At 39.4% G+C, this 15,620-nt stretch carries 13 protein-coding genes; 5 read left to right on the forward strand and 8 right to left on the reverse strand.

Annotated elements, in window-relative coordinates:
• Positions 1–89: 89 nt before the first annotated feature.
• Together E4F24_RS12770 and E4F24_RS12775 are read right to left on the reverse strand one after the other, a co-directional pair.
• Positions 90–899, reverse strand: coding sequence for a PDDEXK nuclease domain-containing protein (locus E4F24_RS12770; RefSeq protein ID WP_235891226.1), 810 nt, complete (start codon positions 897–899; stop codon positions 90–92).
• 65 nt (positions 900–964) lie between these two features.
• Positions 965–2,215 carry a site-specific integrase gene (locus E4F24_RS12775; protein WP_140939413.1) on the reverse strand — a complete coding sequence of 417 codons (1,251 nt, stop codon included), beginning with the start codon at positions 2,213–2,215 and terminating at the stop codon, positions 965–967.
• Positions 2,216–2,505: 290 nt separating this feature from the next.
• Here E4F24_RS12775 and E4F24_RS12780 point away from each other — a divergent pair, with 290 nt between their 5' ends.
• The 3 genes from E4F24_RS12780 to E4F24_RS12790 all read left to right on the forward strand — a co-directional run bounded on the left by E4F24_RS12780 (position 2,506) and on the right by E4F24_RS12790 (position 4,847).
• Entirely contained in the window at positions 2,506–2,733 is a 228-nt protein-coding gene (locus tag E4F24_RS12780; RefSeq protein WP_140939415.1) for a hypothetical protein, read from the forward strand.
• A gap of 537 nt (positions 2,734–3,270) precedes the next feature.
• Positions 3,271–4,437, forward strand: coding sequence for a cysteine desulfurase family protein (locus E4F24_RS12785; RefSeq protein ID WP_140939417.1), 1,167 nt, complete (start codon positions 3,271–3,273; stop codon positions 4,435–4,437).
• 83 nt (positions 4,438–4,520) lie between these two features.
• Positions 4,521–4,847: a HesB/IscA family protein gene (locus E4F24_RS12790; RefSeq protein WP_140939420.1), complete on the forward strand. Its 327-nt coding sequence runs from the start codon at positions 4,521–4,523 to the stop codon at positions 4,845–4,847.
• A gap of 23 nt (positions 4,848–4,870) precedes the next feature.
• Here E4F24_RS12790 and E4F24_RS12795 read toward each other — a convergent pair whose 3' ends face one another.
• The 4 genes from E4F24_RS12795 to E4F24_RS12810 form a co-directional block, all read right to left on the reverse strand.
• Positions 4,871–6,379, reverse strand: a complete 1,509-nt coding sequence (locus E4F24_RS12795) for a carbon-nitrogen hydrolase family protein (protein WP_140939421.1) — start codon at positions 6,377–6,379, stop codon at positions 4,871–4,873.
• Positions 6,380–6,392: 13 nt separating this feature from the next.
• Positions 6,393–8,957 carry a glycoside hydrolase family 2 protein gene (locus tag E4F24_RS12800; RefSeq protein WP_140939423.1) on the reverse strand — a complete coding sequence of 855 codons (2,565 nt, stop codon included), beginning with the start codon at positions 8,955–8,957 and terminating at the stop codon, positions 6,393–6,395.
• 325 nt (positions 8,958–9,282) lie between these two features.
• The gene (locus E4F24_RS12805) at positions 9,283–9,603 is read right to left on the reverse strand and encodes a DUF3467 domain-containing protein (protein WP_136902346.1); all 321 of its coding nucleotides are present in this window, start codon (positions 9,601–9,603) and stop codon (positions 9,283–9,285) included.
• Positions 9,604–9,620: 17 nt separating this feature from the next.
• Positions 9,621–10,739 (reverse strand): M42 family metallopeptidase, encoded by a 1,119-nt coding sequence (locus E4F24_RS12810; protein WP_140939425.1) that lies wholly within the window; start codon positions 10,737–10,739, stop codon positions 9,621–9,623.
• Between the two features lie 126 nt (positions 10,740–10,865).
• Between E4F24_RS12810 and lgt the strand changes: the two genes are divergently transcribed.
• Positions 10,866–11,702, forward strand: coding sequence for a prolipoprotein diacylglyceryl transferase (lgt, locus tag E4F24_RS12815; protein WP_140939427.1), 837 nt, complete (start codon positions 10,866–10,868; stop codon positions 11,700–11,702).
• Positions 11,703–11,769: 67 nt separating this feature from the next.
• On the opposite strand, the gene aroQ is transcribed toward lgt, so the two are convergent.
• Together aroQ and E4F24_RS12825 are read right to left on the reverse strand one after the other, a co-directional pair.
• Positions 11,770–12,186: a type II 3-dehydroquinate dehydratase gene (gene aroQ / locus E4F24_RS12820; RefSeq protein WP_140939429.1), complete on the reverse strand. Its 417-nt coding sequence runs from the start codon at positions 12,184–12,186 to the stop codon at positions 11,770–11,772.
• A gap of 46 nt (positions 12,187–12,232) precedes the next feature.
• Positions 12,233–13,867, reverse strand: coding sequence for a gliding motility protein RemB (locus E4F24_RS12825; protein WP_140939431.1), 1,635 nt, complete (start codon positions 13,865–13,867; stop codon positions 12,233–12,235).
• A gap of 295 nt (positions 13,868–14,162) precedes the next feature.
• Here E4F24_RS12825 and E4F24_RS12830 point away from each other — a divergent pair, with 295 nt between their 5' ends.
• Positions 14,163–15,578 (forward strand): glycoside hydrolase family 125 protein, encoded by a 1,416-nt coding sequence (locus E4F24_RS12830; protein ID WP_140939433.1) that lies wholly within the window; start codon positions 14,163–14,165, stop codon positions 15,576–15,578.
• Positions 15,579–15,620 lie beyond the last annotated feature (42 nt).

The raw sequence follows: 15,620 nt of genomic DNA on the forward strand, positions 1-15,620 counted from the left end.
ATGTCTTTTACAAATTTTTCAGTACTCTTTTTCTTTGGAGTTTCCATATCTAAATCTAATTGTTTTTCTTGAAAACTCTCCTTAAGTTTTTATAATAGTGTGTCCACTTTTTGCTGACGATTTACAGTTTTGATTTCAATAATGACAAAGCATTGCAAAATGCGGTTGTAAAATACCAAGTCCACAAAAAACTCATCGCCCTCAATATGTATTCTTTTCTGTCTTGCTATAAAAGAAAACCCATTACCTAACTCTAACAAAAATTCCTGTAAGTGTGTGATAATGGCACTTTCCAAATCTCTTTCGTAATAAGATGCTTCTCTTTTCAGTCCCAAAAACTCCAAATACATAGGGTCTTTGATAATTTCTTTTGCATCAGAAGGTAATTTTTCATTTTTGGCAACCGCTAAAACACTTTCTTTATCGTTGCTCAACAAAATCCGTTCGTACAAACTACTGTAAATCTGGCGTTCCAACTGCCTTACCGTCCAATTGTTCTTTATGGTTTCAGCGATATAAAACTCTCTTTTATCCTGACTATCAACACTTAAAAGTAGCTTGTATTGGCTCCAACTCAATTGTGCATACAGTGTATGCACATTCTCAAATGTGCGGTAAAACTGTCTGTAAAGGTTTATTTGTCTTGTAGAAAAACCACTTCCAAACTCTGGTTGCAGTTGTTCTGAAAGATATTTGATAAGAAACGTTCCGTAATCTGCACGTTCTTTTCCCTCTTGTTCTTCTTCAAAGATACGTTTACCAATATGCCAATACATCAGCGTTCGCTGATGGTCAACGGCACGTATAGCCTTGTCTTTCGACTGGGCTATAATGGCTTTTATATCTGTTATAATGGATTGGTTTACAAGCATGCTTAAATATTCATCTACATTTAACAAAGATACAAATTATACTATAGGCTACTTCTGATTACACCTAATTAATGTATGTAATGACGTCATTATCAAAGTTGAGCAACAAAAGACTGCTCCATACTCTTAAATTTATGCGATACCTTTTGCATATCCTTACCAACTTTCTCGTTGAGTATCTTGGCGTAAATCTGCGTGGTGGCGATATTCTTATGTCCTAACATTTTGCTCAAACTTTCCAACGGAACGCCCTCACTCAAAAACAATGTGGCAAACGTATGGCGTGCCAAATGAAAGGTTACTTTCTTATCTTTAAAGCAGTCGATTTGTTGGGATATTATTTTTAATCTATCATTACAGGAACTATTAGACGGAACAGGAAAAACCTTGCCGTCCTTTGACAATCCTGCATATTTTTCGATAATCATTTTGGGAATATCCAATAGCATTACATTGGAAGATGTGGCTGTCTTTCTCCTGCGGACGATAATCCATTGATTGCCATCAAAGAACTCCTGAAGATTCCTGTTTTTAAGACCTTTTATATCCGAATAGGAAAGCCCTGTAAAGCAACTGAAAACAAAAAGGTCTTTAACCAACTCGTCTTTCTTTTTCTCACAGTTGAATGTTACAAGCTGTTCCAACTCGTTCCGCAACAGATAACCTCTGTCCTTATCCTTTTTGGTGTTCTTGTACTCGCTGAACGGATTAAAAGCAAGGTGCTTTCGGTTCATTGCCAATCGGCAAAGCGTAGTAAAGCCAATCATATAATTCCAAATAGTGTTATGATTGAGGGTTAAATCGTCACGCAGATAATAGTCGAAATCCTGTACAAAATCAGAAGTAAGGTCGTTAAACATTACATCGGTATAACCGTATTGGGTAAGAGCGAAATTCCGCAGGTGCTTTAAAAGCGTTTTGTACCTACGGTGTGTACCTTGTACCCGAAGTCCGCTGTTTACCTTTTTTTCAAAGTCTGCTATAAACTGTTCATAGAATTTGAAAAAGGTCAGTTCTCCACTTTCAATACCGAGAAAAGCATTTTTAAGTTTGGCACTGTTTACCGCTCCCTCGTTCTTTAGGATTTTGGAATAGCATTCCTCAATACCCAAACGTATCTTGTCAAGCTTGCCGTTTACGTCTTGGGCTTCTCGGCTTTTACCCAAAACCCTGCCATACTTCAAATCCCAATTCGATGCGGAAATATCCAACTTGGTACTGAATGCAGATTGTTTGCCGTTTACGGTAATCCTGCACATAACCGTAACTTTTCCGTTTTTCTTCGGGGCGTTCTTTTTAAGGTAGAAAAGTACCTTAAATGTTGATTTTTTTGTCGTTTCCATACTCACAATTCTTTAATGATAAAATTAAACCTATGTGAGCCACGAAACAATATGAAAAACTACGCAAAACACTGAAATACATATTTTTAAAGCTATTATTTGCGATGTTTAAAAGTAACGTTTTAGTAACCTTACTTTTGCCAATAGTTGCTCTTTACTGCTTTTTACCTCATTACCAAAAATCATAAAACGGCTGTAAAGTCTTTATTTACAACCGTTTTACCTGTTTTTAATCTTTGATGTATTTTTACTGAAAATTTATTTTAAACTGAGATTTAACCTGGAAAAGAATGCTCACGGCTAAAATAGAATCTCAACGAGTGTTCCACAGGCACAACAAAGAGGCATCAACTCCAGGTGTAAAAGTTTTGGGGAATAATAAAAAGAAGGATTGTTTTAATCAAATTTATTTTCGCCTCTATGCCGGCGAAGGGCATCCTACTTTTGACCGCAAAAGTAGCAACCTGCCTGCCGGCAGGCAGGAACTCATCGCTGTACCCATTTGCCACAGTGGTTAGTGCTTCCTCCTGCTATTGGCAAATGGCTAAGGCGACATTTGTCGGGCATGTAAGGATAGTGCTTCCCACTGCTATTGCCAAAAACTTCACAGGCGACATTTGTCGAATTTGTAAGGACACTGCACGTGTTACGCACCTTTTAAGTTTCGACTGGAAATCCCGGTATTATTGATAAATAACAGCAGAATTATTTTTTTTCTTCTCATTTACAGCGGCGGAGAAACAAAGAGAATGAAGGTGGATATGTGCGCGAGGAGAGGCCTTGGATCATTTCCGAAGACCAACAAAAAGGGCTTCGGAATTTATCCCAGCCTGTGCATTCTCTTTGTGCGGAAAGGACCGTGCGACAAAGCTGCCTTAAATGGAAGAAGCCCCTTGGTCCTTGGGGGCTCCAAGGACTAGGCCTCCGCGGCCAATGAGCGGAAGTAAAATCGAATAAAGAAATTGACTAAAATAATCCTTCATTAAAATTTATCTCCTCATCAGAACTTAACCTACCTTATCAAATAGATGGAAAAATTTCAATAACTTTATCCTATGATTTATTTGGACAATAATGCTACCACGTACATCGCAGATGAAGTTTTTGAGGCTATCCTACCCTATTTGAAAGAAGAATATGGAAATGCTTCCAGCATTCAGCATAAAAAGGGAAGAGCTGCCAGCCATGCGGTGGAATATGCGAAAACTGTAGTAGCTAACCAGCTCAATGCCAAACCAAAAGAAATCGTATTTACGAGTGGTTCCACAGAATCTATTAATATGGTATTAAAAGGTGTCTTTGAGCGGTATCATTTAAAAGGTAATCATATTATCACATGCGAGACTGAACACAAAGCTGTACTCAGTACCTGTGCATACTTAGAAAAAAAAGGAGCGACCGTAACCTATCTCCCTGTCGATAAGAACGGACAAATAGATCTTCAGCTCTTACGCAGTAATATCAGTAGACAGACAATCTTAGTATGCCTGATGGCTGCGAATAACGAGACGGGAGTTATACATCCACTAGAAGCCATAGCCGAAATCTGTCAGGAAAAAGAGACCTTATTCTTCTGTGACGCTACACAGTATATCGGTAAAGAAAAATTAGATTTACAGTGCATTCCAATCGACATCATCTGTTTTAGCGGACACAAACTACACGGTCCGAAGGGAGTTGGAGCACTTTTTATCCGGAGAAAATCCAAACCGATTCAAATCGCACCCCTTTTCCATGGGGGGAACCAAGAAAATGGTCTCCGAGGTGGCACGTATAATGTTTCTGGCATCGTGGGCCTTGCCAAAGCCCTCGAAGTTATAGACTACTCAACACACGTAAAAGAGCTTCGGGATTATTTTGAAGAAACCCTGATGGCACACATCGAAGAATGCTGTATTCATGCGATTCAGTTTCCTCGAATCCATAATACGAGCAATGTCTTATTCAAGTATGTAAAGGGATCGGAATTAATGACAAAATTGCCTAATATCGCCATATCATCGGGCTCGGCATGTGTTTCGGGAAGCCGGGATCCATCGCATGTGCTCAAAGCTATGCACTTGTCTGATGAAGATGCTTATTGCAGTCTGCGGTTTAGCTTTAGTCGTTACAATACGAAAAACGAAGTAGATGTCGTCGTGCAGGAATTAATCGATGCTGTGACCAAAATTAGAGACTCTTCTCCCATCTGGCAACTGTACAAGTCGGGGAATCTTGGATAATTTTACAATCGACAAACGATTAGCTATTGAGAAAAGCAAAATTATTACCGAAGTTTGTAATATTCTATTTTAAAGAAGTACTTATGGTCACCATCACTGATAAAGCAAAAGAGCGTATCCTTAATATACTTGAGGCAGAAAATTACGATCAAAACTATTTTGTCCGTGTTGCGGTAGAGAGTGGCGGATGTTCGGGACTATCATACAAGTTAGACTTTGATAATGAAGAAAAAAAGGGCGACCAATTTTTCGAAGATAAAGGGATAAAAATCTGCTTGGATATTAAGTCTTACCTCTATTTAGCAGGAACCGAATTAGATTACTCAGACGGATTAAATGGCAAAGGGTTCGAATTTAATAATCCGAATGCTTCCCGGACCTGTGCATGTGGAGAAAGTTTTTCCGTTTAATAACATTGCACAATAGCTAAAATCTATTTAAGCAGGTTAACCGAATACAGATCTGATCTTCTGTCTTTCAATATTTTTACTGTGCCATATTCATGCAGATCTCGCAATGCGTATAAATCCACGTCAGCAATCAACACCATTTCTGTATTGGGTGTAGCTTCTGCTTTTATGGCGTTATTTGGAAAAGCAAAATCAGAAGGTGTAAAAACGGCCGATTGTGAATATTGGATATCCATATTATTGACCCGCGGCAAGTTGCCGACTGAACCGGCAATTGCGACATAACACTCATTCTCTATCGCCCGGGCTTGTGCACATGCTCTGACACGCATATACCCATTCTGTGTATCCGTCATAAACGGAACGAAAAGGATCTGCATACCTTGATCGGCTAAGATTCTTCCCAGTTCAGGAAACTCAACATCATAACAAATAAGTAAGCCTACCTTACCACAATCCGTATCAAAAACTTTTACTTCGTTTCCACCGACCATGCCATAGTATTTAAACTCATTCGGTGTAATGTGTACTTTCTTAAAAGAATCTAACTGTCCGTTGCGGTGGCACAAATAGGATACATTGTACAATTTATTTCGTTCAACCAGTGGCATAGAACCTGCAATGATATTGATATTATAGGAGACAGCAAACTGTTGAATTTTCTGGATAATTTCTTTGGTATGTTCTGCTAATTTTTCCATCGCCATACGCTCAGGCATTTCATTGTAAGGACGCATCAACGGTGTATTGAAGAACTCAGGAAAAACAACAAAATCGGATCCATAATCACTAACGGCATCCACGAAAAACTCCACCTGATCATAGAACTCTTCAATATCTTTGAACAACCGCATCTGCCATTGTACCAATCCTAGCCGGATCGCTTGCTTCGTCGCCGACGGAGATTTCACGTCTGGTTCGTAATAAATATTATTCCATTCCAACAACGTGGCGAATTCCATCGACTCTTTATCTTCAGGCAAATAGTGCTTTAATATCTTTTTTACATGAAAGTCGTTTGATAATTGGAACGTCAACGTGGGATCGTAAATTTCTTTTCGCTTAACCCGGTCAATATATACACGCGGGCTGATGTCGTCCGAATAATTATGATAATTGGGAATCCGTCCGCCTGCAACGATACTTTTCAGATTCATCTGCTCACATAATTCCTTTCTTGAATCGTAAAGACGGCGCCCAAGGCGAATCGAACGGTATTCGGGGTGTACGAAAACTTCTATTCCGTAAAGTGTATCTCCCTCATTATCATGTTTAAAAAACTTCCCGTCATCAATTATTTCGTAATAACTGTCAAAGATGTTTGATTTTTTAGAATTCAGGATAATCGACAAGGCACAGGCTACTACCCTTCCGTCTACCTCCACACATAACTGCCCTTCCGGGAATAAATCAATCAAATCCACTATATTTTCCCGGGTCCAAATTTCACCGGAACCCTGATAAGCCTCCGTCATTGATTTTTTTAAATCGGAATAATCCTTTTTTGTCAGCACTCGTACGTTGATATCCATAGATTTTTGTTGATTAATTTGCGATCAGTCGCTGGGCTTGTCCACCTGGAAAATCCAATGCTTTCCCTTTATCAGCGCCCGGAAATACGTCAAGTTCTACCGTACCTTCATGAAAAGCCTTCCCTTCATCTGAAAAAAGTGCAACTCTGACGGTAATCTTGTTACGTTGAGCAACCTCCGGAAGTACAACCTGAACCCAACCTTTGAATTCTGAATTACTTGCCAATATCGATACTTTCGTATTTCCTGTTTGAATTATTTTCCCTTCAAACTCCACTTGATACCTTAATGTAGCATCCTGAATCTTTTCAGGAATATCATTACAAATCCAGACCCCAATCTCATTCATTTCTCCAGAAAAGCCATAAAAAGCAGCTGGACGCAGATTCACTGCCAAAGGCGTTAACGCATCTCGATAAGCAAAGTAAGCTGGCTTAGCTACACGGTCATAGCTCACAATTGATTTCAACCAACTGGCTGGCCACGCATCAATAAGCAGGTGAATAGCAAAGGAATTCATCTTATTATCCCGACGCAATGATTCCGTAAACAAACGGGTTGCCCACATTTGATGATGCTGACTACTATAAACCCAGTCTTCTATTCCTTTATCTGTTAAGTTTTGCCATTTCATTCCAATGGTAGGTGTTTGACATCTTGGTATCGCTTCAGGAGACCAGACTCCATCAGAACCAGTAGCTAACCATTCTTCAGGGTAATATTTTTTCATAGTCGATACATGATCAAGCCCCTCTGCACCAAATTCACCACAGGCATGCATCCATCCCGCACGGGTATCTATCCAATTTCCAAAATATTCACTTTTTATACCTGAGCCATACCAAACATTATAATTATGGTGATCGGAATATCGGGGGCTTAAGTTCACATAATCTCCATCAACCCACTTTGTTACTTGCCCGGGATTAAGAATTTCGGCTACCGTATCAAAACTTGTAAAAAGCATCCGATGCCCCTCTCGATCCAGCATCATCGGCTTTGTAAAGTCTGGTTCGTTGAGATAGGAAATAATAATATTTGAGGGGTGCCCCCGGACTAACTTCATCATTTCTACAAACTGTGTTTTTGCAGTCTCAACAACATCTTTACGTATTCCGTTAAACGTAGGGAAGTCTGTTTGAGCCATCATTCCTATTCGGTCAAAATAGTCGTACACCTCTTCTTGACAAGGCTGTTGGGTCATGCGCCAAAAATTCATATTGGCAATCTTTGCTAACAAGATATCATCCCGTAGCTGATTATAATCTCTACGGATGACACTTTGCATGAGATTTCCCATCATATTCGCCCCACGGAGCTTGATTTCCTTCCCATTCAGATAGAATCGGCCTTTAGGGATGCTCTCCTCCGATTGTACAAATGATCTCATCCCGAATTGACGTTTGGCAGCGTCTAAAAGCTTCCCTTTATGCTTTACCTCAACTTGTACCTGATAAAGCCAGGGCTCGTCTGGTGACCACAACTTAAGCTGTTCATCTGGAATAGCGACGTGAATTTTATAAAGATTAAACCCTGGAGAAGCCGGAGCCGGCACCGCATCAAGGAGATCGTAAATATTATTTTCCGTAATGGTCCGCTTGAAATTCTGACCGTAGAGTGAATAGGAAAGTTCAATGTCATGGAGATTTTCAGGTAACTCAACCCATACCTCAGCCATATTTTCTTCAAGTAGCGGATTCACAAAGAGAGAATTTATAAAAACATCGCTTCGTGTTTCCAAATAACACTGTTGCCAAATACCAAAGCCGGGGGCGCTCATGTGCCATCCTTTGGCCAATCCAGGTTCATCCCAACCCGGCCCTCCACAAGCAGCAATCTTCTGTCCAAACTTGCGGTCCGGACCTAAGAAGAAATTATCGCCCATCATGACAACGTCATTAAATATTCGAACCTCCAGGAGATTTTCCCCAATATGAACCCATGGCTTGACATCAAACTCGAAAGCGCCAAAAAGACCGGTATGCTTGCCTACCTTTTTTTGGTTTATAAAAACTTCTACACTATAATCCGCAGCATTAAAATGCAAAAACAGTTTATCCGCTTTCAGCTGGCTTTCTGCTATCATTAATTTCTTACGATAGCTGGCTTCTGCTTTATTAATTGGCCCTGTGTAATGGGGGATTGTCACTTCCTGCCAATCCTGCTCAATATTGACGGGCTCCATTTCAGATGACACCAACCGCCATTCAAATGTATCCAGATAGACACGATGACGGGTCAATGGCAGACTAGGGCTTCGATCAGCCATGAAAGGTTCATACTTCTTACGCATCCTTTTCAGTTCTGTATCGAGTTGTTTCTGCGTGGTTATTTTACGCAAAGGCGTAAAGCCTTTACCTAAAACACTGTCCATTGGCAACACCAATATAGGGAGCTCCGGTGCCCTGTTTGACTCAAGACCGGGAACATGTACATTTTCCTGCAATGCGAATCGCTCAAATATATCAACTCCCCTATCAGAAGAAGGAATAGGGGGTACTTGCTGCATAGCCGCATACAGTGTATGCTGAATAACAAACATTGCTAATACGAGAATAAGTTGTATTTTATTTTTCATAGCTTGGTTTATAACGATCTGACACCTAATCCATCGTCACTGCTGTTAATTTAACATTTTCTATGAAATTCTTTGCTAACTTTTTTAAAAAAGGGGCTAAAAAAGCGGACAATAGCTAATTGTGACACCAATATCAATTAACACGACAAGAAGACATAGTACCTTCGCGTAAAAGTTAAGTCGCTTTGTACTTATCGAATCTACGAACAACACACTTGATTGTCCGATAATTTGTTGAGTAGTGCTGGGGATAGCGCTCTTTAATAACTTCATTCCCAAATAGAAATGGCCTTACAACGTGTAAGACCATTTCTATTGCTAAAATCTAGGCCTCTCCTTTTGGTCCGCCAAAATTCAATGGAAAAGGAACATCTCTGGAATCGATGGCTCCATTTTGACTTTCGAAGCGATTAACATTGTCTTGCAAGGCTCCTAATAAACGCTTTGCATGCTCTGGAGTAAGGATAATTCTAGACTTCACCTTTGCTTTCGGTACACCCGGCATAATACGAATAAAATCTACTACAAATTCGGTATTGGAATGCGTTATAATAGCTAAATTCGAATAAATACCTTCGGCAGTTTCTTCACTTAATTCTATGCTGATCTCGTTGTTATCCGGATTATTTTGATTGTTGTCGTTCATCATTTTATCAATAAATATTAATTACTAAAGGTACGGAAATCCTGATCTTTTTGTATAGTCAGCACCGTTTCATAAATTAAACGGATCACATTGTCAACATCTTCCTTGTGAATCATCTCTACAGTCGTATGCATATACCGTAGTGGCAAAGAAATCAATGCTGACGGAACACCACCATTCGAATACGCAAACGCATCGGTATCAGTCCCTGTAAAACGTGATGAAGCTTGACGTTGGAATGGAATATTATGCTGTTGAGCAACCGAAATAAGCAACCTGTTGAGATTGATTTGTACCGCCGGTGCATAAGAAACTACGGGACCTTTTCCACAAGCAAGATCACCCTGTGTAATCTTGTTGATCATTGGAGTTTGTGTATCATGGGTCACATCTGTCACAATAGCGACATTCGGTTTAATATAATCAGCTATCATCTCAGCTCCGCGAAGCCCGATTTCTTCTTGCACGGAATTAACGACATACAAACCAAAGGGAAGCTTCTTCTTATTTTCTTTCAGCAGACGGGCTACTTCAGCAATCATAAACCCTCCGGCACGATTATCTAAAGCCCGGCCTACATAATACCGGTCGTTCAAGACCATAAACTCATCTTCATAAGTCACAACCGTACCCACGTGAATACCCAATGCCTCTACTTCCTCCTGTGAAGTACATCCGCAGTCTAAAAAGATATTTTTCAGTGACGGCACTTCTTCTTTCTCTCCCGAACGGGTGTGAATCGCCGGCCATCCAAAAACAGCCTTTACCATCCCATTGTCTGTATGGATATTGACACGTTTGGATGGGGCAATCTGATGGTCAGAACCGCCGTTCCGTATCACATAGATCAATCCTTCTTTTGTAATATAGTTCACAAACCAGGAAATTTCATCCGCATGGGCTTCAATGACCACTTTATATTTAGCATCCGGATTGATAATACCGACTGCTGTTCCGTAATTATCGATATACGTCTTATCTACATAAGGTTTTAAATAGTCAAGCCACAACCGCTGACCTTCCCATTCAAATCCTGTAGGAGACGGGTTATTAATATACTTTTCAAAAAATGCTAATGATTCCGTTGTAACCACCCTTTGGTGGGCACTTTCTTCTTTATTACTCTTCTTTACCATCGTAATCTATTGTTTGGTCACAAATTAAAAATTATTCAGCTAATCCAAAAATATAATCTGAAGTTACTGTAGTTGGGTCTTTAAAATAAAATTATAAGCTTATATTTACAGCTCAAAATTTTATTTATGGATTTTATTTTTAATGTAATTCATTGGAATATTGATCAAGAAATATTCAAAATTGGATCATTCGGATTAAGGTACTATTCCCTGTGCTGGCTGTTGGCTTTTGTCGCCTCTTATATATTGATGCTCAAGGTATTCAAGCGCGAAAACAAATCTCAGGAGGATCTTGATAAATTAACAATTTACATCTTCTTAGGTACATTGATTGGTGCACGTATTGGTCATTGCTTATTTTATGAGTTCAACCATTACATTCAAAACCCGCTCCTCATGATATTGCCTTTTCAAAAAGTCAATGGCAATTGGGAATTCACAGGCTTTATGGGGCTCGCCTCTCATGGAGGTGCGATCGGGATCTTGATTGCACTCTATATGTACACCCGTAAAACTAAAACAGATTTCTTATGGATTGCTGACAAGCTCGTCTTAGTCGTTCCTGTTGCAGGCGCTTTTATACGTATCGGGAATTTTTTTAACTCTGAAATCTTAGGGAAACCAGCGGATCCGAGCCTCCCCTGGGCTGTCATATTTGCGCAGGAAGATAACATTCCAAGACATCCGGCTCAGCTTTACGAAGCATTGGGCTATATCCTGTTATTTGTTGTACTTTGGGTCATGTACCAAAAGAATCAACGCTCGAAACGTGGTTTACTATTTGGTATATTTTTGATAGCGTTATTTACCATTCGATTTTTCGTCGAATTTTTCAAAGAAAATCAAGAAGTGTTTGAAAATGACATGACCTTCAACATGGGGCAGGTATTAAGTATACCATTCATTTTAGTGGGACTGTACCTCGTATTCAGGAAACCGAAAGAAATTTCAAAAAAATCTTAATATACACGTTGGTATCTCCGTTGTTTGTCTTGGACAAATATCGGAGATACCAACTTTTTTTGTTTGTTTACAAGAAACTTTCGACCGCTAACCGGTAACTGTCCAGACCAAAACCTAAAATCACACCTTTGCAATTTTTTGAAAGATAGGAATGATGTCTAAATTCTTCACGCTGATGCACATTGGAAATATGGACCTCAACGACTGGCGTATTGATCGCAGCAATAGCATCAGCTATCGCAATTGACGTGTGCGTATACGCCCCGGCATTTAATACGATCCCATCATAGTCAAAGCCAACTTCGTGTAATTTATCTATGATTGCCCCTTCGCCATTGTGTTGAAAATACGTCAAATCAATCTGTGTGTACTGTGATTTCAGCGTCTCGAAATATTCTTCAAACGACTGGTTTCCATAAATTCCTTTCTCCCGAACACCTAAAAGATTCAAATTTGGACCGTTAAGAATAAGTATTTTGTTCATCAATAATTATATTTAGGACGTGTGTGTAAATATACCCATTATCTACTTACATATCACCATAGAAATTACGGAAACTCGAACGAAGTCCTACCGATATGACACCTGATTTCTGTGTCGCCTGGTCTTCGATAGATCTAAATCTTTGCGTGTATCCTACCTCAAGACGAAGGTTATACTTAGGATTCAATATATATGCCGCCTTTGCATCTGCATAATACAAATTATTTTCCACCCCTTGTCCGATAGCATTACCGTGCATATTAGGTATCGTTCTGTAGGACTGAAAAATGTCTCCTCCCATGTTGGTTCCATCGGCCGGATCTGTTCCAAAGCGACTGTAAACACCTTGCAGTGAAAAATCAAATCTATTCCATGAATAATTCGCTATACCGAGCGCTTCATGAAAATTTGCCCCCCGTGGATGCGCCAACGGTTCACCGTGATTACTATAGTTCGATATGGACACAAAATGTTGATACGTATAAGGCCGGGTGACATTATATTCAGCTAAAAAATTCAAGTTTCTTATTCCGAAAGCATCATAGCCCCTTACGCCCAATTGTGCTCCCCATTTATTGTGCGCGTATCCATTTCCACCAAAAAATTCTTTGGCAGTAAATTCACCCAATAAGAATTGTCCATAGACAGTTGCATTTTTGAGCACCTTATACTTCGCGTTTAAACCCATAAACATTTTATCCGGAGAGGTTGAATTCGTCGATTCGACAGGTCTTAATAGAATACCGGGGTTTATATAATTAAAATCAAAACCTCTATGGCCTGCCTGATTGGCATTCGACCATATAACGGATTGAAATAATCCAACAGATAAACGATTATTGACATTATAATCCAAATATTGAAACGCCCCCCATTTGATTCCATCGCCGAACCGACCACCGGAATCCAACGAATCCCTTCTTGGGTTTCTGGGATCTAGCATGTATGCCCAAATAGAAGTGTACTGTACATTACCAATGTTACCTGTAAATTTTAAATGCGTATAATTTGAAGAAAAATCGGATAATAACATCGATCGATAACCATCTCCGATATGATTTTTGTCATAGGCTAAGGTTAATTGAAAGTAGTCGCTAAAATCATAAGTCAAGCTTGCCGTTGCATACATCCAGTCCTTTTTATGATTAGATAAGTTTTCTACTGTACCCTGCCCCGGAACGATCTTGTTTACAACTATGTATTCATCTAGGTAATTTGGAAATACACCCTGATTCTCAAAGAAACTAGCATAGAACGTGAATTTATCTTTAATCGTTAATCCCGCCTGTAATCCTCTTGTATTCAGCCAGGTTGTTCTTTTCTCACTGTCTATCCGTTCGGAACCAATCTGAAAATCTGGCAAAAAGTCCAAATAAAATGTGTGATCCTCTTTATTCACGTCTACTAAATGTTCATTAAAGAGCTTACGCATAAACCAATTATCCGAAGAAGTCGAATGTGTACCCGTTAATGAATCGTACTTCACTAACAATTCGCTTCGAAAAAGAAACGGCTTAGAAGCGGTATGAAGCCGTGTATTTGGACTATACAAAATTTCATTATATTTTTGACTGTGCTGATACGAGTAAGGTTGATTTTTTACTTGAGCAATCAAATTGGAAACACTGCATAATACCATTAAAAACAGGCTACAGGATAAGGAACGTAAGCTTGGATTCATAAAGTAATACAATTAAAAGTTATTGTGAAGATCAAATTCTATACCTAAAGTATCCACAAAAGTAATTCAATTTATATTATTAATGGAATAAATGAACGTACTATATGCTAAAACGTTTTTCTTCTTTTTTTTATCAAAAATAAAATGCACCTTGTACTAGATTATATCTGATAAACATTACGACAGATTAAAATAATAAAATATCCAATGTACTATTCGGCGAGACCAATACATGGGGATATTCCCTGCCTGCGGTAGGCAGGCATATAGCCATTAAAAATCAAATAATACATATATGAAACGTAGAACTTTTATTCAAAACTCCGGATTATTGGGCGCAGGTATGCTGGCAAGTAAGCTATCTTTCGCCGAATTAAATTATCCTACAGTTAGAGTGGCAAAAGATAAAAGACATTTTACAAGCCAGGTTATTGAAAATGTGATCCTTGAATTTCAAAAAAAGGTTCCCAATAAGGAGCTTGGCTGGCTATTTAACAATTGCTTTCCCAATACGTTAGATACCACAATTTACGATGAATCTACCGCATCAAAAAAATTAACCTATGTTATCACCGGAGATATCGATGCCATGTGGTTACGCGATAGCAGTGCCCAGGTATGGCCCTATCTGCAGTTCATGAAAAAAGACAAAAATCTGCAAAATCTTATTCTTGGATTAATTAACAAACAATCTCAATGTATCAATATTGATCCGTACGCCAATGCGTTTTACAACGATCCAGCTAAAAAAGGAGAATGGTTTACGGATCATACAGATATGAAACCCGGAATTCACGAACGTAAATGGGAAATCGATTCGTTATGTTATCCGGTTCGACTAGCATACGCGTACTGGAAAGAAACCGGTGATACGACCCCTTTCGATGCGGAATGGCTACGTGCGCAGCAAAACACGTATAAAACCTTTGTTGAGCAACAACGCAAGGATAACCTCGGACCTTATAAATTTGAACGTACTACCGCACGTGGCAGCGATACGCTCCAGGTAGATGGCTATGGCTATCCGGTGAATCCTGTGGGTTTAATCTGTTCAAGTTTTAGACCTTCAGACGACTGCAGCATTTTCCCGTTCTTAATACCATCTAATTTATTTGCCATCAGTAGCTTGAAACAGTCTGCGGAAATATTAAAAAGTATAAAAGATAGCAGTGGATTAGCTGATAAGATGCTTGCACTCGCACATGAAGTTGAAGTCGCGGTGAATAAATATGGTATTATAAACCATCCGGATCATGGTCGCGTGTATGCCTTCGAAGTTGATGGCTTCGGCAGTTACCTGATGATGGACGATGCAAATGTACCTTCACTACTTGCTTTGCCTTACTTAGGAGCTGTTGATGTTAACGACGAAGTATATCAACGTACACGTAAGTTCATCCTCTCCGAAAAAAATCCGTTTTTCTTTAAGGGCACAGCGGCTGAAGGGATAGGCGGCCCACATATCGGCCGTGATATGATCTGGCCTATGGCTATTACAATGCGTGCCTTTACCGCTGTAGATGACAACGAAATCCGCGCCTGTATTCAAACCCTTGCAAAAACCCACGGTGATACAGGATTTATGCATGAGTCTTTCCACAAAGATAACCCTAAAAATTTCACACGTCACTGGTTCGCATGGGCCAATACATTATTTGGAGAATTATTATGGAAAACTTATAAAGAAAAACCATCTTTGCTTACGGAATAATCTCTATAATCATGAAAGTGATTTGGGGTTTACTCCTCAAAT

It is taken from the genome of Sphingobacterium lumbrici, assembly GCF_006476045.1.
GTDB lineage: Bacteria > Bacteroidota > Bacteroidia > Sphingobacteriales > Sphingobacteriaceae > Sphingobacterium > Sphingobacterium lumbrici.

Excerpts from the sequence above, each read along its gene's own strand:
- aroQ (WP_140939429.1), bottom strand. The coding sequence starts at position 12,186 with ATGAACAAAATACTTATTCTTAACGGTCCAAATTTGAATCTTTTAGGT.
- lgt (WP_140939427.1), top strand. The coding sequence starts at position 10,866 with ATGGATTTTATTTTTAATGTAATTCATTGGAATATTGATCAAGAAATA.
- E4F24_RS12790 (WP_140939420.1), top strand. The coding sequence starts at position 4,521 with ATGGTCACCATCACTGATAAAGCAAAAGAGCGTATCCTTAATATACTT.
- E4F24_RS12810 (WP_140939425.1), bottom strand. The coding sequence starts at position 10,739 with ATGGTAAAGAAGAGTAATAAAGAAGAAAGTGCCCACCAAAGGGTGGTT.
- E4F24_RS12830 (WP_140939433.1), top strand. The coding sequence starts at position 14,163 with ATGAAACGTAGAACTTTTATTCAAAACTCCGGATTATTGGGCGCAGGT.
- E4F24_RS12800 (WP_140939423.1), bottom strand. The coding sequence starts at position 8,957 with ATGAAAAATAAAATACAACTTATTCTCGTATTAGCAATGTTTGTTATT.
- E4F24_RS12805 (WP_136902346.1), bottom strand. The coding sequence starts at position 9,603 with ATGAACGACAACAATCAAAATAATCCGGATAACAACGAGATCAGCATA.
- E4F24_RS12780 (WP_140939415.1), top strand. The coding sequence starts at position 2,506 with ATGCTCACGGCTAAAATAGAATCTCAACGAGTGTTCCACAGGCACAAC.
- E4F24_RS12825 (WP_140939431.1), bottom strand. The coding sequence starts at position 13,867 with ATGAATCCAAGCTTACGTTCCTTATCCTGTAGCCTGTTTTTAATGGTA.
- E4F24_RS12785 (WP_140939417.1), top strand. The coding sequence starts at position 3,271 with ATGATTTATTTGGACAATAATGCTACCACGTACATCGCAGATGAAGTT.
- E4F24_RS12775 (WP_140939413.1), bottom strand. The coding sequence starts at position 2,215 with ATGGAAACGACAAAAAAATCAACATTTAAGGTACTTTTCTACCTTAAA.
- E4F24_RS12795 (WP_140939421.1), bottom strand. The coding sequence starts at position 6,379 with ATGGATATCAACGTACGAGTGCTGACAAAAAAGGATTATTCCGATTTA.